Annotated in this window: 16 protein-coding genes; 4 read left to right on the top strand and 12 right to left on the bottom strand. The window is 72.8% G+C overall.

Going from position 1 to position 20,247, the window contains the following annotated elements; all coding sequences use genetic code 11:
• Window positions 1-13: 13 nt before the first annotated feature.
• From mreC to EDD29_RS35220, 8 genes are all read right to left on the bottom strand, one after another.
• Window positions 14-907 (bottom strand): rod shape-determining protein MreC, encoded by an 894-nt coding sequence (gene mreC / locus EDD29_RS35185; RefSeq protein ID WP_123668553.1) that lies wholly within the window; start codon window positions 905-907, stop codon window positions 14-16.
• Entirely contained in the window at window positions 907-1,944 is a 1,038-nt protein-coding gene (locus EDD29_RS35190; RefSeq protein ID WP_123668554.1) for a rod shape-determining protein, read from the bottom strand. Before EDD29_RS35190 ends, mreC begins: the two co-directional genes overlap by 1 nt.
• A 253-nt stretch (window positions 1,945-2,197) precedes the next feature.
• Window positions 2,198-2,608, bottom strand: coding sequence for a nucleoside-diphosphate kinase (ndk, locus tag EDD29_RS35195; protein WP_211360105.1), 411 nt, complete (start codon window positions 2,606-2,608; stop codon window positions 2,198-2,200).
• A gap of 26 nt (window positions 2,609-2,634) precedes the next feature.
• Complete coding sequence (locus EDD29_RS35200; RefSeq protein ID WP_148086197.1) at window positions 2,635-4,023, bottom strand: hypothetical protein; 1,389 nt, start codon at window positions 4,021-4,023, stop codon at window positions 2,635-2,637.
• Between the two features lie 132 nt (window positions 4,024-4,155).
• A complete protein-coding gene (locus EDD29_RS35205; protein WP_123668557.1) occupies window positions 4,156-4,473 on the bottom strand; it encodes a DUF4233 domain-containing protein in 318 nt (105 codons plus the stop codon).
• Complete coding sequence (locus EDD29_RS35210) at window positions 4,474-5,868, bottom strand: bifunctional folylpolyglutamate synthase/dihydrofolate synthase (protein ID WP_123668558.1); 1,395 nt, start codon at window positions 5,866-5,868, stop codon at window positions 4,474-4,476.
• Between the two features lie 56 nt (window positions 5,869-5,924).
• Window positions 5,925-6,569 carry a hypothetical protein gene (locus tag EDD29_RS35215; protein ID WP_148086198.1) on the bottom strand — a complete coding sequence of 215 codons (645 nt, stop codon included), beginning with the start codon at window positions 6,567-6,569 and terminating at the stop codon, window positions 5,925-5,927.
• Between the two features lie 209 nt (window positions 6,570-6,778).
• Window positions 6,779-9,370: a valine--tRNA ligase gene (locus EDD29_RS35220; protein ID WP_123668560.1), complete on the bottom strand. Its 2,592-nt coding sequence runs from the start codon at window positions 9,368-9,370 to the stop codon at window positions 6,779-6,781.
• Between the two features lie 125 nt (window positions 9,371-9,495).
• Between EDD29_RS35220 and EDD29_RS35225 the strand changes: the two genes are divergently transcribed.
• From EDD29_RS35225 to EDD29_RS47365, 4 genes are read left to right on the top strand one after another with little or no spacing between them, the layout of a single operon-like run.
• On the top strand, window positions 9,496-10,311 hold the full coding sequence (locus tag EDD29_RS35225; protein ID WP_148086199.1) for a hypothetical protein: 816 nt from the start codon (window positions 9,496-9,498) through the stop codon (window positions 10,309-10,311).
• Between the two features lie 52 nt (window positions 10,312-10,363).
• Complete coding sequence (locus tag EDD29_RS35230) at window positions 10,364-11,119, top strand: sensor histidine kinase (protein WP_123668562.1); 756 nt, start codon at window positions 10,364-10,366, stop codon at window positions 11,117-11,119.
• Window positions 11,109-11,753 carry a response regulator transcription factor gene (locus tag EDD29_RS35235; RefSeq protein ID WP_281280973.1) on the top strand — a complete coding sequence of 215 codons (645 nt, stop codon included), beginning with the start codon at window positions 11,109-11,111 and terminating at the stop codon, window positions 11,751-11,753. The genes EDD29_RS35230 and EDD29_RS35235 overlap by 11 nt, the downstream gene beginning before the upstream one ends.
• On the top strand, window positions 11,743-13,686 hold the full coding sequence (locus tag EDD29_RS47365) for a sensor histidine kinase (protein WP_246053164.1): 1,944 nt from the start codon (window positions 11,743-11,745) through the stop codon (window positions 13,684-13,686). The genes EDD29_RS35235 and EDD29_RS47365 overlap by 11 nt, the downstream gene beginning before the upstream one ends.
• On the opposite strand, the gene EDD29_RS35245 is transcribed toward EDD29_RS47365, so the two are convergent.
• The 4 genes from EDD29_RS35245 to EDD29_RS35260 all read right to left on the bottom strand — a co-directional run bounded on the left by EDD29_RS35245 (window position 13,658) and on the right by EDD29_RS35260 (window position 20,247).
• Window positions 13,658-16,210 (bottom strand): hypothetical protein, encoded by a 2,553-nt coding sequence (locus EDD29_RS35245; RefSeq protein ID WP_123668563.1) that lies wholly within the window; start codon window positions 16,208-16,210, stop codon window positions 13,658-13,660. The genes EDD29_RS47365 and EDD29_RS35245 overlap by 29 nt on opposite strands.
• The gene (locus EDD29_RS35250) at window positions 16,207-18,024 is read right to left on the bottom strand and encodes an HSP90 family protein (protein WP_123668564.1); all 1,818 of its coding nucleotides are present in this window, start codon (window positions 18,022-18,024) and stop codon (window positions 16,207-16,209) included. The genes EDD29_RS35245 and EDD29_RS35250 overlap by 4 nt, the downstream gene beginning before the upstream one ends.
• 109 nt (window positions 18,025-18,133) lie before the next feature.
• Entirely contained in the window at window positions 18,134-19,405 is a 1,272-nt protein-coding gene (clpX, locus tag EDD29_RS35255; RefSeq protein WP_123668565.1) for an ATP-dependent Clp protease ATP-binding subunit ClpX, read from the bottom strand.
• Window positions 19,406-19,578: 173 nt separating this feature from the next.
• Entirely contained in the window at window positions 19,579-20,247 is a 669-nt protein-coding gene (locus EDD29_RS35260; protein WP_425454995.1) for an ATP-dependent Clp protease proteolytic subunit, read from the bottom strand.

Genomic DNA, 20,247 nt, shown 5'->3' on the forward strand with positions numbered 1-20,247 from the left:
CCCCTGCGGGTTCTCAGGAGGACGGGGTGGACGGCCGGGGCGGCAGCACCGCGTCGTGCGGGTCCCGGGCGGGCGGCGCGACGACGACGCCGACCACGTCAAGGCCGGAGAAGTGGACGAACGGCCGGATCAGGGCCGTGCGGGTGAGGGCTCCCGGGGTCTGTTCGACGCGGTCCACGACCCCGATCGGAACGCCGGGCACATACGGCCTGTCGTCCTTGGAGCCGAGGGTGACGACCCGCTGGCCGGGCGACAGGCGCGCGTCGGGGGCGAGCAGTTCCAGCCGGAGCGTGGCGGCGCCGACGCCGAAGCCGCGGCGGCCGGTGCCGGTGACGGAGCCGATCTCCTTGGACGTCTCCATCCGGGCGCCGACGGTCGAGGCCGAGTCGGTGGCCAGCAGGACCGTCGCGGACGCGGGTCCCGCCTTGATGACGCGGCCGACCAGGCCGTCGCCCGTCATGACGGTCATGTCGGGCTTGACGCCGCTCAGGGTGCCGACGTCGATGGTGACGGTGTCCTCGAAGCCCTGGCCCGCGGAGATGACGTTCGCCGCGACGATCTTGTAGCCGCCGAGGCCCGCGCTGCCGAGCAGCTTCTCCAGCTGCGCCGCACGGCCCTTGTCGACGGTCGTGGAGCGGAGCTGCTCGCGCAGCTCCTGGTTCTCCTTGACCAGGTCCTCGGCCCGGCTGCGCTGGCCGGGCGCGTCGCGGATCGCGTCGAAGGTGTTGCCGACGGGCCGGACGACGCCGGCCGCGACCCGCTCCAGCGGGCCGAAGACAGCGGCACCGACCCCGCGCAGCACGTTCAGCGGGGAGTTCTCCCCGCCCCGGAAGTCGAGGGTGATGAGCACCAGCGACGCGACGAGCAGGACGCCCAGCACGAGCCGGTTCTTGCCGGTGTCACGCATCAGCGCCGCGGCTCGGGCACCAGGACCTGGCGCAGCGACTCGAAGTCCTCGATGCACTTGCCGGTGCCGAGCACGACGGAGTCGAGCGGGTTGTCGACGAGATGGATCGGCATGCCCGTCTCCTCCCGGACGCGTTCGTCCAGGTGCTTGAGGAGGGCGCCGCCGCCCGTCAGGGCGATGCCCCGGTCCATGATGTCCCCGGAGAGCTCCGGCGGGCACTTGTCGAGGGTGGTCTTCACCGCGTCGACGATGGCGTTGACGGGCTCCTCGATCGCGCGCCTGACCTCCTCGGAGGAGATGACGACGGTCTTGGGCAGCCCCGACACCAGGTCGCGGCCCCGGATCTCGTAGTTGGGCTCGTCCTCGCCGCCGGTCGGGAACGCGCTGCCGATCGCGATCTTGATCTCCTCGGCGCTGCGCTCGCCGAGCATCAGCGAGTACTCCTTCTTGGCGAAGGTGATGACGGCCTGGTCGAGCTCGTCGCCGCCGACCCGCACGGACTGGCTGGTGACGATGCCGCCGAGGGAGATGATGGCCACCTCCGTCGTGCCGCCGCCGATGTCCACGACCATGTTGCCGGTCGGCTCGTAGACGGGCAGGCCCGCGCCGATCGCCGCGGCCATCGGCTCCTCGATGATGTAGACGCGGCGGGCGCCGGCCTGGTAGCCGGCCTCCTTGACCGCGCGCTGCTCCACCCCGGTGATGCCGGACGGGACCGCGACGACGATGCGGGGCTTGGCGAAGTGCCGGCGCTTGTGCACCTTCTGGATGAAGTACCGCAGCATCCGCTCGGTCACGTCGAAGTCGGCGATCACGCCGTCCTTGAGCGGGCGGACCGCGACGATGTTGCCGGGAGTGCGGCCGATCATCCGTTTCGCCTCGATCCCGACCGCGACGATCTTGCCCGTGTGGGTGTTGATGGCCACCACGGACGGCTCGTTGAGCACGATCCCGCGGCCACGCAGATAGACGAGCGTGTTGGCGGTACCGAGGTCGACCGCCATATCACGGCCTAGGAACGACAGCTTGTTACCCATGGAGAAAAGGGGGCCCTTCCTACTGGCAGTGGCACCAGAGATGACGGTCGGAGCGGCGAGTTCATCGTAACGCGACCGCAACGACCGCGGCAGTCACCGGGCCGCGGACGCCATCGGAAATTCCGCGCGTGATTCGACTATTGCACAGCGAAACGGAACCACACGACCGGAAACGCGAACGCACCGCGCGCCGATCATACGGCGGACGGTGCGTTCGCGGGTGCGTATCGCGCGGCGGGAGTCCCGCCGCGGCTCATCCCAGCTCGGGGAAGAACAGCTTGACCTCGCGCGCGGCGGACTCGGGAGAGTCGGAACCGTGCACGATGTTCTCGCCGATCTCGAGGGCGAAGTCGCCGCGCAGGGTGCCGGGGGCCGCCTTGACGGGGTCGGTCGCACCGGCCAGGGCGCGGAACGCCTCGATGGCGCGGGGGCCCTCGGCGACCAGGGCGACGAGCGGGCCGCCGGTGATGAACTCGACGAGCTCGCCGAAGAACGGACGCTCGCGGTGCTCGCCGTAGTGGTCCTCGGCGACGTCGCGGGTCAGGGTGCGCAGCTCGAGCGCGACCAGCTTCAGGCCCTTGTTCTCGATGCGCGAGAGGACCTCGCCGACCAGGCCCTTGCGGACGCCGTCGGGCTTGACCAGGATCAGGGTGCGCTCGGACACGACTGTGTTCTCCAGTGTTGTTCAGATCAGGTGGGTAGGTGGGAAAGCCTATCGGTGTCCTGTGCGTCCCGGCGCCGGGCCGCGGCCTGCACGGCCGGGACCAGGCACGTCGCGGCCACGGCGAGGCCCAGGGCGGTCGCCGTCCAAGCGCGCTGGGCGGAGGCGAGGGAGTCCAGCGGGCCGTCTCCGGCGCCCGCGTGGCCGAGACCGGCGAGCTGGAGCGACCCGGCGATGAGGCTGCCGCTCAGCAGCGCGGGGAAGCACAGCGCGAGCCCGAATCCGAAGGCGCCGGGCGGGGCGTCGCGCAGCGAGGAGGCGAGGGCGAGCCCTGCGCCTCCGGCGAGCGAGACCAGCGCGGGGCCCAGCAGCGGGCCGCCGGACAGCGGGTCGTAGGCGAGCAGCAGGCCGGTCCCCCCGACCATCAGCGCGCAGCCCGCACCGACCGCGGTGCGCGCGCCCCGCGCGTCGAGGGGCACGGTCGACAGGGCGGCGGCGAGCGCGGCGAACGCGCCCGCGCCGAAGGGCCACAGCTCGGTCGCGCCGACGCCGCGGGCGGTGGCGGTGAGCCCCGCGAGCGGCGCGCTCACCGGCAGCACGAGCACCCCGACGAGCAGCAGGACCGGTCCGGGCGCGAGCGGTCCCGAGGCGTCGCGTCCGGCGGCCAGCGCCATGCCGGTGAGCGCGGCGAGGCCCAGCGCGGCGACGATCAGGTTGACGCCCGGGGCCCACGCCCGCTCGACGGCGAGCACCGCGAGGAACGCGAGGCCCGCCGCGGGCACGAGCGGCAGCGTCAGCTGGGCCCGTTCGGCGGCGGGCAGCGGGACCGGGGCGCGGACCCCGCGCAGGGCGAGCACGGGCAGCGCGGCGAGCAGCGCGGCGGCCGCGGCCCACGGGTGCCCGGTGAGCGGCTCGCGCCAGTCCTCGGGCCGGTCGGGGATCGCGCGGAGCACCGCGGGCATGGCCAGCAGCAGCCCGGCGACGAGGGTGCCGGAGAAGACCGCGGTCGGCAGCGGCGACCGCTGGCGCAGCGCGAGGGCGGCGGCCGCGGCGAGCGCGAGGCCCGCGCCGCAGCCCGCGAGGGCGCGGGCGGCGCCGAGCGCCCAGGTGCTGCCGGCCTGCCCGGCCAGCAGTCCGCCGAGCAGCAGCGCGGCGAGGCCGGCGGCCAGCAGCGGCCCGGGCGGCCGCAGCCGGACGAGCACGGCGGCGCCGGGGACGGTCAGGACGAGCGCGGGCAGTGCCGCGCCCGCGGCCTGCACCAGCCCGACGGGCCCGCCACCGAACTCGGCGAGTGCCGGGTCGGCGACGAACGCGACGGCGTTCGGGACGGTGAGTGCGGCCGCGGGCACGGCGAGGCAGACCGCGGCCGCGACGGCGAACCCGGCGCCGTTTCGCGCGCGGGCGGAAGAGGACAACATCGGCTCCTGTCGAATCGCACCGGCGACTCCGACAGAAGAATTCGGACCGAACTGTTATTTCCGAACTGTCGGTTATTCTCGCACTGCTGGCATTTGTCGTACCGCTCGGAGACGCCGCCGGAAACGACGAATTTAGCCGACCGGACGCCCCTCGAACTTCCGTCCGAGCCAAATCGCATAAGCCCAGAGCGCGCTGAACACCACACCGAGAATGAACATCGTCGGCACCACGACGCCGAGCGCGATCACCACGGCCTGGAAACCGGTCGCCAGCGGGACGCCCCAGCGGCGCCCGAGCGTCCCGGCGAGCGCCAGGCACAGCACGACCAGGACCCCGCCGACGATCCCCGCGGTCTTGCCGTCCACGTCGGCGACCGAGATCGCCACCGGGATCGACAGGCCGAAGATGATCGCCTCACACGTGAGGATCGTGGCCAGCATCCGTCGCATCTACTTCACCCTCAACAGCACTCGTGCGTCGCCGGCCGTCACGACCGACCCTGTGATGACCACTCCCGCGCCGCCCAGTTCGCCTTCCTCGTCGGCGAGTCCGACGGCGAGGTCGATCGCGTCGTCCAGCCGCTCGGCGGCGCGGACCCGCTCGGCTCCCAGAACGCTCCCGGCCAGTTCCGCGAGATCGGCGACCGGCATGGACCGGGGCGAGGAGTTCACCGTCACCACGACCTCGGACACGATGGGCTCCAGCTCTTCGAGCATGCCCTCGACGTCCTTGTCGGCGGCCGCGGCGACGACCGCGATCAGCCGGTTGAACCCGAACGCCTCCGACAGCGCGCGCACGGTCGCGGCCATCCCGGCCGGGTTGTGCGCGGCGTCCAGGATGACGGTCGGGCCCGTCCGCACCACTTCGAGGCGGCCGGGCGAGGAGACCCGGACGAACCCGGCGCGGACCAGCTCGGGATCGAGCGCGCCCTCGGCGGCGCCCTCCCTGGCGAACTCGGTCAGGGAGCCGCGGGTGACCTCGTCGGGGTCCAGCACGGCGTTGGTGGGCGCGCCGCTGGCGAAGACCTCCACCGCGGCCAGCGCGACCGCGGCGTTCGCGGCCTGGTGCTCGCCGAACAGCGGCAGGAACACCTCGTCGTAGGGCGCGTAGATGCCCCGCAGGTCGAGCCGCTGGCCGCCGAAGGCGAGCTCGCGCCGGAGCACCCCGAACTCCAGGCCCTCGCGGACGACCCGCGCCCCGGTCTCGGCGGCCCGGCGCAGCAGCACCTCGGCGGCCTCGACGGGCTGCTGGGCGATCACCGCGACGGATCCCGCCTTGATGATCCCGGCCTTCTCCAGGGCGATGTCCTCGATCGTGTCGCCGAGGTAGTCGGTGTGGTCGAGCCCGATCGGGGTGACGACGGCTACGGCGGGGTCGACCACATTGGTGGCGTCCCAGGTGCCGCCCATGCCGATCTCCACGACCGCGACGTCGACGGGCGCGTCGGCGAACGCCGAATAGGCCATCGCCGTGAGCGTCTCGAAGAACGACAGGCGCACCGGGTGCTTGCCGTCGATGATCTGGAGGTAGGGCTCGATGTCGGCGTAGACCTCGGCGAAGCGCTCCTCGCTCAGCGGCTCGCCGTCGATCGCGATGCGCTCGCGCAGCGCGCTCAGATGCGGGCTGGTGAACCTGCCGACGCGCAGGCCGCGCTCGGTCAGCAGCGCGTCGATCATGCGGGCCACGCTGGACTTGCCGTTGGTTCCCGCGACGAGGATGACCGGGCAGGCCCGCTGGGGCTCGCCGAGGAGGTCCAGGAGGTCCTGGATGCGGTCCAGGGTGGGGTCGAACTCCCACTCGACCCCGCGCGCCATGACCGCCGCTACGGCGGCCCGATAATCCATCACACTGAGAGGCTATCCCGCGTCCGGGACCACCGTGTTCCGGGTCGGGCCCCGGGTCAGGCCCCTTGGAGACCTCCCGTGATCGCGCTCCCGCTGCTCTCCTGGGTGTCCCCCTGCGGCAGGTCTTCCTGCTGGGTCCCGTCCTGCTGAGTCCCGTCCTGCTGGGTGCCGTCCTGGCCGGGGAGCTGCCAGCCGCCGCCCTGGCCGCCCTGCCGGCTCTGGCCGCCCTGGCCGCCGAACGGGAACCCGCTCTGGCCGCCTTGGCCGCCCTGGTCGTCGAACCGGGACACCCGCGCCGGACCGGCGGTGTCGTCACCGTCGAAGAGGGTGACCGCGCCCGCCATGATCACACCGCCGATCAGGCCGCCGATGATCCCGGCGCCGAGCACGTGGGCCCACGGCTTGCGCAGCAGCCGCGACACGGCGCTCTCCTTCGGCGCGGGCGGCACCACGTAGCCGGGCGCGAACGGCGGCTGCGGGAAGGGGTCCTGCTGCGGGGTCCCCGCCTCCGCGGGCACGCTCCACGCCGCGTTCGCGGCCGCCTCCTGCGGCGCATCCTGCGCGACGGGCTCCGCCGGGACGCCGACGGGCTCGGGCCGGACCGCCTCGACGGCCGGAGCCGCCTCGGCCGGCTCGGTGACCTGCGGCTGGATCGCGGTGTCGGCGTTCGGGTCGGCCTGCACGGGACGCTCCTCGCTCATCTCTTCCCCCTGAAGAGTCGGTCCGCGGCCGGGGGCCGCGGGGTCGGTGGACCCGGCCGGTCCGGGGACCTATGGCAGGGCGCTGTCCACCGTGCAACCGCGCCCTGAGGCACCGCTGAGCGCTCGATGAGAGCGCGCTGAGAAGGCCCCGGCAGACGCCTGAGGCCCGGCCCCGCAAGCGCGGGACCGGGCCTCAGAGGCGGTGCGCGTCAGCCGCTCGGCAGCGCCGCGAGCTGGGCCTCCAGCCGGACGATGTCGGCCTCGGCCGCCTCCAGCCGCGCCTTGTTCTTGTTGATGACGGCCTCGGGCGCCTTGGCGACGAAGTCGGCGTTGCCGAGCTTCCCGGACGTCTGGGCGACCTCCTTGCGGGCCGCCGCAAGGTCCTTGGTGAGCCTGGCCCGCTCGGCGGGGACGTCGATCGCGCCCGCGGTGTCCAGCTTGACCACCACGCCCTCGACCGGCAGCGACGCGGTCGCGGTGAACGCGCCCTCGGGCACGGTCAGCCGCAGCAGCGAGCGGATCTGCTCCTCGTAGGCGGCCAGCGGGCTGCCCGCGAGCTCCAGCGCCGCGGTGACCCGCTGCCCGGACTTCAGGCCCTGGTCGGACCGGAAGCGGCGGACCTCGGTGACCAGCCGCTGGAGCGAGGCGACGACGCCCTCGGCCCCGGCGTTCGCCCGCGCGGGGTCGGCGACCGGCCACGGCGCGCGCACCACGGTCTCCTGCCCGGTGAGGGCGGTCCACAGCTCCTCGGTGACGAACGGGGTCATCGGGTGCAGCAGGCGCAGCAGCCGGTCGAAGACCTCGCCCAGCACGCGCCGGGTGGTCTCGGCGGCCACGCCGCCCTCGGCGAGCGGCACCTTGGACAGCTCCAGGTACCAGTCGCAGACCTCGTCCCAAGCGAAGTGGTAGAGGGTCTCGCACGCCTTGGCGAAGTCGAAGGACTCGATGTACCTGTCGACGTCGGCGATGACGGTCTGGAGGCGGGACAGCACCCAGGCGTCGGTCGTGGAGACGGCCTCGGGCAGCGGGCCCGTCGTGTGGGCGCCGTTCATCAGCGCGAAGCGGGTGGCGTTCCACAGCTTGGTGACGAAGTTGCGGGAGCCCTGCGCCCAGTCCTCGGCGACGGGCACGTCGCCGCCCGGGTTGGCGCCGCGCAGCAGCGTGAAGCGGGTCGCGTCGGCGCCGTAGCGGTCGATCCAGTCCAGCGGGTCGACGACGTTGCCGAACGACTTCGACATCTTCTTGCCGTGCTGGTCGCGGACCATGCCGTGCAGGGCGATGACCTTGAAGGGCTCGACGCCGTCCATGGCGTACAGGCCGAACATCATCATCCGGGCGACCCAGAAGAACAGGATGTCGTAGCCCGTCACCAGGACGGAGGTCGGGTAGAAGCGCTTGAGGTCCGCGGTCTGGTCGGGCCAGCCGAGGGTGGAGAACGGCCACAGCGCGCTGGAGAACCAGGTGTCCAGGACGTCGCCGTCCTGGGTCCAGCCCTCGGGGATCTCCTCGTCCGGGCCGAAGCAGCGCTCCTCGCCGTCGGGGCCGTACCAGACCGGGATGCGGTGGCCCCACCACAGCTGCCGGGAGATGCACCAGTCGTGCATGTTGTCGACCCAGGCGAAGTAGCGGGAGGACAGCTCCGGCGGCTGGATCTGGACGCGGCCGTCGCGGACGGCGTCGCCCGCGGCCTTGGCCAGCGGCCCGACCTTCACGAACCACTGGAGCGACACGCGCGGCTCGACGACGGTCTGGCAGCGCTGGCAGTGGCCGACGGAGTGCTCGTAGGGGCGGACCTCCTTGACGATCCGGCCTTCCTCGCGCAGCGCCTCGACCACCGCGGCGCGCGCCTCGTAGCGGCCCAGCCCGGAGAACCGGCCTTCGGCGATGACCGTGGCGTGCTCGTCGAGCACGACCAGGGTCGGCAGGCCGTGCCTGCGGCCGATCTCGAAGTCGTTCGGGTCGTGCGCGGGGGTGACCTTCACCGCGCCGGTGCCGAACGCGGGGTCGACGTGCTCGTCGGCGACGACCGGGATCCTGCGGCCGGTCAGCGGCAGCTCGATCTGGGTGCCGACGAGGTGCGTGTAGCGCTCGTCGTCGGGGTGGACGGCCACCGCGGTGTCGCCGAGCATCGTCTCGGCCCGGGTGGTGGCGACCACGAGCGAGGCGTCGCCGTCGCCGTAGCGGATGGAGACGAGTTCGCCCTCGCGGTCGCTGTGCTCGACCTCGATGTCCGACAGGGCGGTGAGGCAGCGCGGGCACCAGTTGATGATCCGCTCGGCCCGGTAGATCAGGTCGTCGTCGTAGAGGCGCTTGAAGATCGTCAGGACGGCGCGGGACAGGCCCTCGTCCATCGTGAACCGCTCACGGGACCAGTCGACGCTGTCGCCGAGGCGCCGCATCTGGCCGAGGATCCGGCCTCCGGACTCGGCCTTCCACTTCCAGACGCGCTCCTGGAACGCCTCCCGGCCGAGGTCGTGCCGGGTGAGCCCTTCCTTCTTGAGCTCGCGCTCGACCACGTTCTGGGTCGCGATGCCCGCGTGGTCCATGCCCGGCAGCCACAGCGCCTCGTACCCCTGCATGCGCCGGCGCCGTACGAGGGTGTCCTGGATGGAGTGGTCCAGGGCATGGCCCATGTGCAGCGATCCCGTCACGTTCGGCGGCGGGATGACGATGGTGTAGGCCGGGGCTTCGGCGTCGCGCGCCGCGTCGGCCTCGAACAGGCCCGCGGAGGTCCAGCGCTCGTAGAGCCTGCCCTCGACATCGGCGGGGGTGTATTGGGTGGGCAACTGGGACTCGGTCACGAACCCCGATTCTACGGGTTGTCAACCCTTGCCCAGGGCGGAAGAGGTCTGCCAGCGGACATCCGAACCACGATGCGACAGAATGCGTCTACGGAATCAAAGCCGAAAATGCACTGGAGAAGCACATGAGTGGTTGGAACCCCCCGCCTCAGGGCCCGGGCTACGGCGGGCCCCAGCCGCCGCAGCAGCCTTACGGACAGCCCCAGCAGCCCTATGGCCAGCCTCAGCAGCCTTACGGCCAGCCGACCCCTCCCCCGGGGCCCTACGGCCAGCCGCAGCCCCAGGGATACGGCACCCCGCCGCCCTTCGGCGCCCCCGGCACCCCTCCGCCGTTCGGCGGCCCGCAGCCCTTCGGCGCGCCCCCCGGGCCGCCCAAGCGGCTGAGCAGCAAGGCGGTCGTGATCGTCCTCGCCGGATGCGTCGCGGCGGTCGTCCTCCTCGGGGTCGCGATCATGGCCCTGTCGGGCGGCGACGGCGGTGGCGGCCTCGGCGGCGACAAGTACACGCTGAGCGCCCCTGAGAGCGCGGGCGGCTACCCGAAGGCCACCTCCTCCGAGTCGAACCCCTACCAGGGCGCCTTCGCCGGCGCGGGCACGGTCGTGTCGGCCACCTACGACGTCAACGGCACCGACGTCATCTTCACCGGCGTCACCGGCGACGGCCTGCACGAGGACGACTTCACCCAGGGCATGTCCAGCGGCGGCGCCGCGGTGACCATCCACGAGACCGACGCGGGCGGCGCGGGCTCGGCCGGCTGCGCCGAGATCACCGCGGGCACCGTCACCCTCCCGTTCTGCTACTGGGCGACCGGCTCCACGCTCGGCATGCTCACGGTCATGCCCGACGTCGACTCCATGACCAGCGGCACCCCGCTGATGACCTGGAACGACCTGTCGAACGTCATGCGGCAGATGCGTCCCGACGTGGAGAAGCCCGCCTGATCCGGGACACCCGTCCCTGTCGCGACCGCGTCCGATCCGGGAGAGTTCCCCCATGGTCGGCCTCACCGCGCTCTGCGCGTTCCTCCTGGGGCTCGCGGCCGGAGTCACCGTGACCCGGCTGCGGGCCTCGCCCGGCGACGACCGCGCGGGCGCCCTCCAGCGTTCCCGCGCCCGGATCGTCGCGGACGTCCAGGAGGAGCGGAGGCGGCTGCGCCAAAGCCTGCACGACGATCTGGGACCCACCCTCGCCAGCCTCGCCATGGCCCTGGACACCGCACGGATCACCCTGGCCCGCAGACCCGAGGAGGTCGGCCCGCTGCTCGCCGATCTGCGCGGGCGGCTGGCCGGCGCCGTCGGGGACATCAGGGACCTGGTCGCGGGGCTGCGCCCGCCCGCCCTCGACGACCTGGGACTCGCCGGTGCGATCCACGGCCTCGCCGACGGCGCGGACGGGGTCATGGTGCGGGTCCGGATCACCGACGACCTCGGCCACCTTCCCGCCGCCGTCGAGGTCGCCGCCTATCTGATCGTCCAGGAGGCGCTGACGAACGTCCGGCGCCACTCCCTCGCCCCCACCGCGACCGTGCGGCTGCAGCGCGGCCCCGAGGCCGTCCACCTCGTCGTCTCCGACCCCGGAAGGGGTCTCGTTCCGGGCGCCTCGGAGGGCGCCGGGATCGCGGCGATGCGGGAACGCGCGGCGGAGGTCGGCGGCGTGTGCACCATCGGCCCGCGACCCGGCGGCGGCACCGCCGTGGTGGCGAGGCTCCCCCTCACCAAGCTCCCGGAGGATAACCCCCGTGTCCGATGACATCCGCGTGATCATCGCCGATGATCACCCCATGTTCCGGCAGGGCCTGCGCGCCCTGCTGGAGGCACTGGAGATCGGCGTGGTCGGCGAGGCCGAGAACGGCCCGGCCGCGGTCCAGCTCGCGCACGACGTCCAGCCCGACGTCGTGGTGATGGACCTGCACATGCCCGGCGGCAACGGCATCGAGGCGACCCGCACGATCACCCGCACGAGCCCCCACATCGGCGTCCTCGTGCTCACCATGTTCCGCGACGACGACTCGGTGTTCGCCGCCATGCGCGCGGGCGCCCGCGGCTACCTGCTCAAGGAGTCCGGCGCCGAGGAGATCGCCCGCGCGGTGCGCGCGGTCGCCGCCGGCGAGGCGATCTACGGGCCGGAGATCGCCCGCAGGGTCCTCACCTACTTCACCGACATGCCCGACCCCCGCAAATCGGCCTTCCCCGAGCTGACCGACCGGGAGCGGGAGGTGCTCGAACTCATCGCCCAGGGCCGGAACAACGGGGAGATCGCGGGCATCCTGTTCCTGTCCCCCAAGACCATCCGCAATCACGTGTCGAACATCTTCATGAAGCTGCACGTGGCGGACCGTGCCCAGGCGATCGTGCTGGCGCGCGAGGCCGGCCTTGGCACGTAGGACGCTCCTGTGGTCCGGCGCGCTCGCCGGTCCGCTGTTCGTGCTGCTCGCGTACTGGTTCCGGTTCGAGGCGCCCGCGGAGTACCGGACGAGCCAGTCCTGGCGCCCCGAAGTGATCATGGGCGTGCTCTACCCGGTGTTCGGCGCGTTCCTGCTGAGCCGGCGGCCGGGCCTCGTCGTCGGCCGCCTGCTCTGGGTGATCGGGCTCTTCGCCGCGGCCTACTGGCTGCTCATCCCGCTGTCGCGGCTCGCCCTCATCGAGGGCTGGCCCGGCGCGGTCCTGCTGCGCTGGACGGCGAGCTGGCTGTTCCTCGTCGAGTTCCTGCCCCTCCTCATGATCGTGTCGCTGCTCTTCCCCGACGGGAAGCCGCCCTCGCGCCGGTGGCGGCCGGTCCTGTGGCTGTCGGTGGCGCTGATCGCCTACAACGTCCTGTACGCATGGCTGCGGCCCGTCGACTTCCGGGTCGGGCCGTACCCTGCGGTCAACCCGTTCGGGCTGGCGTTCGTGGGCCGGCTCGACTGGATCCACCCGCACGTCATGGAGCCGATCACCGTCGCCGTGGCGTTCCTGGCGATCGGCTCACTGGCCGCCAGGTTCAAGGCGGGCGACCCGATCGCGCGGCGGCAGATCGCGCTGATCGCCTACCCGCTGCTCGGCACCGCGATCGCCGGATTCGCCGACATGCTGTGGAAGGAGATCCCGTTCTGGCTCTTCGCCACCCTCACCTGCACGGCGGTCACCCTCGTGCCGGTCGCCCTGGCCGTCGCGATCCTGCGGTACCGGCTCTACGACCTCGACGTGATCGTCAACCGGACCCTGGTCTACGCCACCCTCACGGTGATACTCGGCGCGGTCTACTTCGGGCTGATCTTCGTGGTGAGCCTGGCCGTGGCCACCCAGGCCGCGGGCCTGTTCGGCGCGCTGACCGTCGGCGCGCTGTTCCAGCCGGTGCGCAGCAGGGTCCAGCTGTCGGTCGACCTCATGCTCGGCATCGAACGCGACCCCTACCGGCTCGCCGACCGGCTGAGCAGGTCCGTCCAGCGGGCCGAGGACCCGTCGGCCGCGCTCGGGGCGGCGGTCCGGTCGGTGCGCCGCGGCCTCGGCGTCTCGGGCGTCGCGGTGGAGATCGACGGATCGGTGGTGCACACCGACGGGCTGCTCGCCGACAAGCCGAAGGAGGTCCCGCTGGTGTGGCACGGCGAGCCCATCGGCAGGCTCCTCCTGTACGGGCGCGGCAGGGCCGACCACCGGCTCGTCGGAGTGCTCACCCGGCATGTCGCCGACCTCGCGCACACCGTCCGGCTGCTGCGCGTCTCCCAGGAGACGGTGATCAACACCCGGGAGGCCGAGCGGCGAAGGCTCAGCCGCGACCTGCACGACGGCCTGGGACCCACCCTCGCGGCGCTCGCCCTGTCGGTGGACACCGCGCGGGTCAGGCTGACCACCGATCCCGAGGCCGTCGAGCCGTCCCTGACGGCCCTGCGGGAGCGGATGACCGAGGCGATCGGCGACATCCGGGAGCTCGTGCACGGCCTGCGCCCGCCCGCGCTGGACCGGCTCGGCCTCCTCGGCGCGGTCAGGGCGCTGGCCTCGGACCTCCCCGAGCCCCGGGTCGACGTGGCCGCCGACGACCTCGGCGAGCTGGCGCCCGTCCTCGAGGTGACCGTCTACCGGATCGTCCAGGAGGCCCTGACGAACGTGCGCAGGCACGCGCACGCCACCAGCGCCGAGATCCGGCTCACCCGCACCACGACCCACCTGGAACTGGTGATCAGCGACGACGGCCGGGGCCTGCCCCGGCAGCCGAACTCCGGGCTCGGCCTCACCTCCATGCGGGAGCGGGCGACCGAGCTGGGCGGGACGTTCACGATCGCGTCCCGCCCGACCACCGGCACCACGCTGACTACCCGGCTTCCCCTTCCGGGATCGTGAGCATCGCGGCGAGCTGCCCGCGGGTGTCCGCGAGCAGCTCGTCCAGCTCGGGTGACGGTTCCGCCGCGGCCCGCGCCTCGACCTCGGCCAGGACCGCGCTCATCGCCGCGGGGCCGGCGGCCTCGGGGGCGCCCGGCTCGGGCCCCTCGTCGAGGGCGAGTTCCGCCCAGGCCGCGGCGCGCAGGCAGCGCACCCGCGCGTCGAAGGCGCCCAGGTCCCGCCACAGCGCGGCGGCCCGCCGGTAGGCGGCCAGCGACTCCGGCCGCAGCCCGGCGTTGTCCAGCTCCTCGGCGGCGTACCAGGCGAGGTCGCCCTCCAGCTCGGCCTGGCCCTCCATGGCGGCGGCCACCGCGGCGGCGGCGAGGTACTGCTCGGCCGCGCGCCGGTGGTCCCCGGTCCGGCGCAGGACCTCGCCGTACTGCCGACGGGTCAGCGCCAGCGACATCTCCTCGTAGGAGACCTCGAAGCGGTCGGCGACCTGCTCGAACAGGCCGACGGCCTCCCCGGGCCGGTCCAGCCGCAGGTAGGCGCGGGCCGCGTGGCAGATGTTGTGCACGTGGTCGGGCTCGTGCACGCCCTCCCACAGGTGGGCGGCGTCGAGCGCGGCCGCGATCGCGTCGGTCTCCCGGCCCTCCTGCCTCAGCAGGCACTCCACCAGCAGCGACGCCGTCCGGGCCAGATCCTCCGGGCCGAGCGCCGCCCTGCCGAGCCGGAGCGCCTCGGCGACGCGAGCCTCCGCGCGCGCCGCGTCGTCCTCCTCGAGCGCGACCTGCGCGAGGAGGTGGGCCGGGCCGGCGAGGAACCAGGGCTGACCCGCCTTGAGGTAGCCCTCCCGGGCCGCCTCCACGTACGGCAGCGCCTCGGCGACGTCGCCGAGCCCGGCGTGGACGCGGCCGGACATCTCCAGGTACTGGGCGACCCGGGAGGGGACGCCGAGATCCTCGGCGAGCGCGGTCTCCCGCACGAGCACGTGCAGGGCGTGCGCGCCCGTCGCCGGGTCGGCGAGGTCGATGGCGTTGAGGACGGCGAACGGCACCGCGCGCCGCGCCGCGAGGTACTGCTCGGGGGTGAGGACCCCGTCGCTCCACAGCGCTTCGGCGGTGGCCGCGGCCTCCCCGGCCGCCTCGGTCCCGCCCGCCAGGTCGCCGCCGCGGACGAGCGCGACGGACAGGACGGCGAGCGCCTCGGCGCGCAGCGCGGGCCGGTCTTCCAGGTCGGGAAGCAGGTCCGCGACGGCGGCCACCGTTCCGGCGGACTTGGCCCGCTGCATCCGCACTTCGAGCGCGATCTCCGGGCCGTGGGGCAGCGCGGCGACCCGCTCCCAGGCGGCGTCGGTGCGGGGGTGGCGCAGGTCGGACATCCGGCGGGCCTCGGCCACGAGCGCGTCGAGGTCGGCGCCGACGGCCGGGACCGGCGCGGGGTCGGGGACGGGCGCGGGCAGGCGCGTGCGGGTGCCCAGGGGCAGGCTCTCCAGCAGCGGTGCCGCGGCGAGCCGCGCCGCGAGGCCGCGCGCCCAGCGGTCACCGCCGAACCGCGCGTCGAAACGGCCCGCGAGCCCGTGGGTCTCGGGCTCTGCTTCGGCGAGGACGGAACCGACCGTCCCGTCGGCCAGCGGCAGGTCGGCGAGGCCCAGCACGGCAAGGCGACGCAGCAGCACCAGCGCGCCCGTCAGGAACTCCAGTCGCGGCCTGGCGTCCTCGCCCCTGAAGGTCAGCCACTCGGCGTGCTCTGCGAGGATCTCCAGCCCGCGCCCTTCATTGCCGGTGAGCGCGCAGAACTCGATGTGGCAGCCGACCGGGCCGCGCAGGTTCTCGGCCCTGCGGACCATCGGATAGCCCCTGAGGTGCGCCGAGCGGGCCTCCTCGGCCCTGCCCCCGCGCACCAGGGGCAGCAGGGCCTGCCCGAGCGTCGCGTGCGGCTCCGAGGCGCACGTCAGCTCGCCGTCCAGGAGCGGGGCCCAGTACCGCAGCGCCCCGGTGTCGTCGCCGAGCCAGGCCCGCCAGTCCCCCAGCGCGTTGTTCTCGCAGGCGTGGCAGTCGGCGTACTCGTCGCGAACCGCCGCGACCGAGGCCTCGAAGTGCCGGGCCGCCGCCTCCTCGTCCCCGCCCATCTGGGCGAGGTGCCCGCGCAGGCCGTGCGCCGGGCGGAGGCTGATGCCGCGCTCCCGGTACCTGCGCTCCAGCTCGTCCATCCACCGCAGGACCGTCGGGACGGGCACCGCCGGGTTGTTGATCAGCGCCGACGTCATCCACTTGAGGTTCCAGTAGACGTTCCGGTCCAGCCCGGGGAGTTCGGCCCCGTGCGCGTCCAGAAGCTGGAGCAGGCGGCCGATGACGACCGGGAGCCTGGCCCGCTCGGCGGAGTACTCGTGGGCCTGGGCGAGCGCGATGAGGACGTCGGCCTCCAGCGCTCGCGACGGGCAGGCCCGCGCGTGCTCGGCGAGCCGCTCCAGCCGCTCCAGGCGCTGGCGGCCGCGCAGCGCGCCGGTCCCCTCCAGCGCGCGTGCGATCTCCTCGACGGTCATGCCCGTCCTCCCTCGGGGCCCGCGGTGCGCGCGGCCCAGCCCAGCAGGGCGTCGAACGCCCGGTTGACCAGTGCGGTGTCGGCCGGCCGCAGCGGCCGGCCCGTCATCAGCAGCGCCTGCCCGTACAGCGCCTCGACCGCCGCGGTGAGCAGGCCGGGCTCGGCGATCGCGGCGAGCCGCCGGACGGCGGGGCTGCGGTGGTTGAGCACGAGCCGGGTCCGGGGCGCGGTGGCCTTCAGCGATCCCAGGATCTCCGCCCACAGGTCGTCGGACTCGGCCTCGACGTCGGCGCGAGCCCGCTCCTGCCGGGCCTCGCGCGAGTCCAGGTGCAGCGCGGACACCGCCGCGGGCGCGAAGGAGCGCAGCACCACGTCGCAGTCCAGCGGATCGAGCGCGGCGCGGGCTGCGGTGAGGAACGGCGCGAGGGCCAGCTCGTCGGCGGCGTCCACCGGGTCGAGGGCCGCGGTGACGGCCTCGGCGCCCAGCTCCCGCACGACGGTGCCGGGCAGCACCCGGGGCAGCAGCGCCACGAGCTCGTCGTCGTAGGTGTAGCCGCCGTTCACCACCCCGAGCCCCTGCGCCGACGCGATCGCGGCGACCTGCCGGAACTCTTCGACGGTCGGGGCGACATGCACCACGTCGCGGCCCCTGACGAACTCGGTGAGCGCCACCGGCCCGTCGGTGGTCTCGAAGCGCAGGAACGGCAGCATGATGGTGAGCAGGTCGGCGTCGTGCCGGGCCAGCGCCTTGACGCCGAGGCTGTGCACGGCGAGGAACCGGGCGAGCCGGTCCGGCTCCTGGGCCGCCAGGCCCGTCAGCCAGTCCCGCAGCCGGGCGCCCAGCGCGTCCCGTACCGCGGCGAGCGTCTCGTCCTCGTACAGCCCCTCACGGGACGCGGTCGGCCGCAGCGTGTCGGTGTCGATGACGCACCTGACGAAGAACGCCCAGTCCGGCAGGAGGCCCGTCACCGCGTCGCCGAGCAGCATGCCCTTGAGGTAGACCCGATGCCGTCCGGTGTCCGCCGGACCCGCGGGGCCGGGCAGCACGTAGGCCGCGCCGCGCACGCCCGCCAGCGCGACGTCGAGTTCGATGACGTCGAGGGGCGCGAAGCCCAGCGTCGGTGTGCCGTACTCCAGCAGGGCGGCGCGGCGTTCCGCGGGCGAGGCGAACGCGCGGTCCCAGACCCCGCCGCCACCGGACACCGCGACGGTGCGGCCGCCGCCCACGAGCGTCACGGGGAAAGGCAGCAGCGAGCCGTAGTCGCGCGCCAGCTCGGCCACCCGGGCGGGCGCGAACCAGTCCTCGGCGCCCCTGCGCGGGGTGAGGAAGACCGTGGTGCCGGGTTCGTCCCGGTGGGCGGGGCGCACCTCGTAGGTGCCGTCGGAAGCCGCCCGCCACTCCACGGCGGACGCCGCCGGATCGGCCGCCGACCGCGTCACGACCCGGATCTCCTCGGCCACGGTGAAGCAGGCGAGCAGGCCGATGCCGAACTGGCCGAGGAACTCCCGGCGGGCGCCCTCGATCTCGTCGCGCTTGGCCGAGCGGCCGATCGTCGCCAGGAACCGGTGCACGTCGGCCTCGGTCAGGCCGATGCCCGGGTCGTCGACGCGCAGGCCCGTGCCGTCGGCGGTCAGGGTGATCCCGGTCGGCGCGTCCGGCTCGGCGCGCCTTCGCGCGGTGACCGCGTCGACGGCGTTCTGCAGCAGTTCGCGGACGTACACCCGCGGACTCGAGTACAGGTGGTGGGACAGCAGGTCGACCAGGCCGCGCAGGTCGACCTGGAACGTGTGCCCGCCCGGCTGATCCATTGACATAGCGGGCAACTGTAGCGAACGGCTCCCGCCCCGATCTCCCATTTCGCCCCGGGCACGACGAAGCCCGGTCCCCCCGGGACCGGGCTTCGGACGAACGGACCCGCAGGCCTCAGGCGCTCTTCTCGCGCGGCTCGCGCTTGGCGCGCTCACGCGGGACCAACGTCGGGTTGACGTGCTCCAGGACCGACTCGCGGTTGATGATGACCTGGGCGACGTCCTGCCGGGACGGCACCTCGTACATCACCGAGAGCAGGACCTCTTCCAGGATCGCGCGCAGGCCCCGGGCCCCGGTGCCGCGCAGGATCGCCTGGTCCGCGACGGCCTCGAGGGCGTCGTCGGTGAACTCCAGCTCCACCCCGTCCAGCTCGAACAGGCGCCGGTACTGCTTGATCAGCGCGTTCTTCGGCTCGGTCAGGATGTTGATCAGCGCGTCGCGGTCGAGGTTGTGCGCGCTGGTGATGATCGGCAGCCGCCCGACGAACTCGGGGATCATGCCGAACTTCAACAGGTCCTCGGGCATGACCTCGCTGAACACGTCGCTGTTCTTGGCGAAGTCGACCTTCGAGCGGATGACCGCGCCGAAGCCCATGCCCTGCTTGCCCACCCGGCCCTCGATGATCTTCTCGAGACCGGAGAACGCGCCGCCGCAGATGAACAGCACGTTGGTGGTGTCGATCTGGATGAACTCCTGATGCGGGTGCTTGCGCCCGCCCTGCGGCGGCACCGAGGCGGTGGTGCCCTCAAGGATCTTGAGCAGGGCCTGCTGCACGCCCTCACCTGACACGTCGCGCGTGATCGACGGGTTCTCGCTCTTGCGAGCGATCTTGTCGACCTCGTCGATGTAGATGATGCCGGTCTCGGCCTTCTTGACGTCGTAATCCGCGGCCTGAATCAGCTTGAGCAGGATGTTCTCGACGTCCTCGCCGACATAGCCGGCCTCGGTCAGGGCCGTGGCGTCCGCGATCGCGAACGGCACGTTGAGCAGCTTGGCGAGGGTCTGCGCGAGTAGCGTCTTGCCGGATCCGGTCGGGCCGAGCAGCAGGATGTTCGACTTGGCGAGCTCCACGGCGTCATCACGGGAGTCACCGGACTGGATCCGCTTGTAGTGGTTGTAGACCGCGACGCTCAGCGCCTTCTTGGCCTTCTCCTGCCCGATCACGTAGCCGTCGAGGAACTCGTAGATCTCGCGCGGCTTGGGCAGGGAGTCCCACTTGAGGTCCGAGCTCTCCGAGAGCTCTTCCTCGATGATCTCGTTGCAGAGATCGATGCACTCGTCGCAGATGTACACACCCGGGCCCGCGATGAGCTTCTTGACCTGCTTCTGGGATTTGCCGCAGAAGGAACACTTCAGCAGGTCGCCACCGTCACCGATGCGTGCCACCCGGTTGTCTCCTTTTCATGGGGCCGCCTGGGGACCCGGTGAGCCGCGCGCCTTGTGTGCCGCGGCCATCGGGAGAGGCTGCTTCGACGGTACCGTCTCCGGGGCGCCGGGCCACCTCCCCGGCTCCGGGGCGGTGACCACGAAGCCGGGGGGTTCCCGAACTTAGCGCCGTCTTACGAAGACACTACCTCCACTCGGCGCTTCTTGCTGACGAAGACGTCGTCGATCAGACCGTAGGCCTTGGCCTCATCCGCGGTGAGGATCTTGTCGCGCTCGATGTCGCCGCGGACGTCCTCGACGGTCTTGCCGCTGTGCCGGGCGAGGATCGTCTCCAGCTGCTCGCGGATCCGCATGATCTCGCGCGCCTGGATCTCGATGTCCGAGCCCTGGCCGTAGGTGCCCTCGGTGGCCGGCTGGTGGATCAGGATCCGCGAGTGCGGCAGGGCCGCCCGCTTGCCCGGGGTGCCCGCCGACAGCAGCACCGCGGCCGCGGAGGCCGCCTGACCGATGCAGACGGTCTGGATGTCCGGCTTGACGAACTGCATCGTGTCGTAGATGGCCGTCATCGCCGTGAAGGAGCCGCCGGGCGAGTTGATGTAGATGCTGATGTCCCGGTCCGGGTCGATGGACTCCAGGGTCAGCAGCTGCGCCATGACGTCGTTGGCGGAGGCGTCGTCGATCTGCACGCCGAGGAAGATGATGCGCTCCTCGAACAGCTTGTTGTACGGGTTCATCTCCTTGACGCCGTACGCGGTGCGCTCGACGAAGGACGGGATGATGTACCGGCTGTCGACCGGCTGCACGCCGCCTGCGCGAATGTCCATCTGACGATACCTCTCCAT

Origin of the sequence: Actinocorallia herbida (genome assembly GCF_003751225.1) — a bacterium.
GTDB classification, from domain to species: Bacteria; Actinomycetota; Actinomycetes; order Streptosporangiales; family Streptosporangiaceae; genus Actinocorallia; species Actinocorallia herbida.

What these genes read in the sequence shown, in the direction of transcription:
- mreC (WP_123668553.1), bottom strand. Translation starts at nt 907, where the DNA reads ATGCGTGACACCGGCAAGAACCGGCTCGTGCTGGGCGTCCTGCTCGTC.
- EDD29_RS35190 (WP_123668554.1), bottom strand. Translation starts at nt 1,944, where the DNA reads ATGGGTAACAAGCTGTCGTTCCTAGGCCGTGATATGGCGGTCGACCTC.
- EDD29_RS35200 (WP_148086197.1), bottom strand. Translation starts at nt 4,023, where the DNA reads ATGTTGTCCTCTTCCGCCCGCGCGCGAAACGGCGCCGGGTTCGCCGTC.
- EDD29_RS35205 (WP_123668557.1), bottom strand. Translation starts at nt 4,473, where the DNA reads ATGCGACGGATGCTGGCCACGATCCTCACGTGTGAGGCGATCATCTTC.
- EDD29_RS35210 (WP_123668558.1), bottom strand. Translation starts at nt 5,868, where the DNA reads ATGGATTATCGGGCCGCCGTAGCGGCGGTCATGGCGCGCGGGGTCGAG.
- EDD29_RS35215 (WP_148086198.1), bottom strand. Translation starts at nt 6,569, where the DNA reads ATGAGCGAGGAGCGTCCCGTGCAGGCCGACCCGAACGCCGACACCGCG.
- EDD29_RS35225 (WP_148086199.1), top strand. Translation starts at nt 9,496, where the DNA reads ATGAGTGGTTGGAACCCCCCGCCTCAGGGCCCGGGCTACGGCGGGCCC.
- EDD29_RS35230 (WP_123668562.1), top strand. Translation starts at nt 10,364, where the DNA reads ATGGTCGGCCTCACCGCGCTCTGCGCGTTCCTCCTGGGGCTCGCGGCC.
- EDD29_RS35245 (WP_123668563.1), bottom strand. Translation starts at nt 16,210, where the DNA reads ATGACCGTCGAGGAGATCGCACGCGCGCTGGAGGGGACCGGCGCGCTG.
- EDD29_RS35250 (WP_123668564.1), bottom strand. Translation starts at nt 18,024, where the DNA reads ATGTCAATGGATCAGCCGGGCGGGCACACGTTCCAGGTCGACCTGCGC.
- EDD29_RS35260 (WP_425454995.1), bottom strand. Translation starts at nt 20,247, where the DNA reads ATGGAGAGGTATCGTCAGATGGACATTCGCGCAGGCGGCGTGCAGCCG.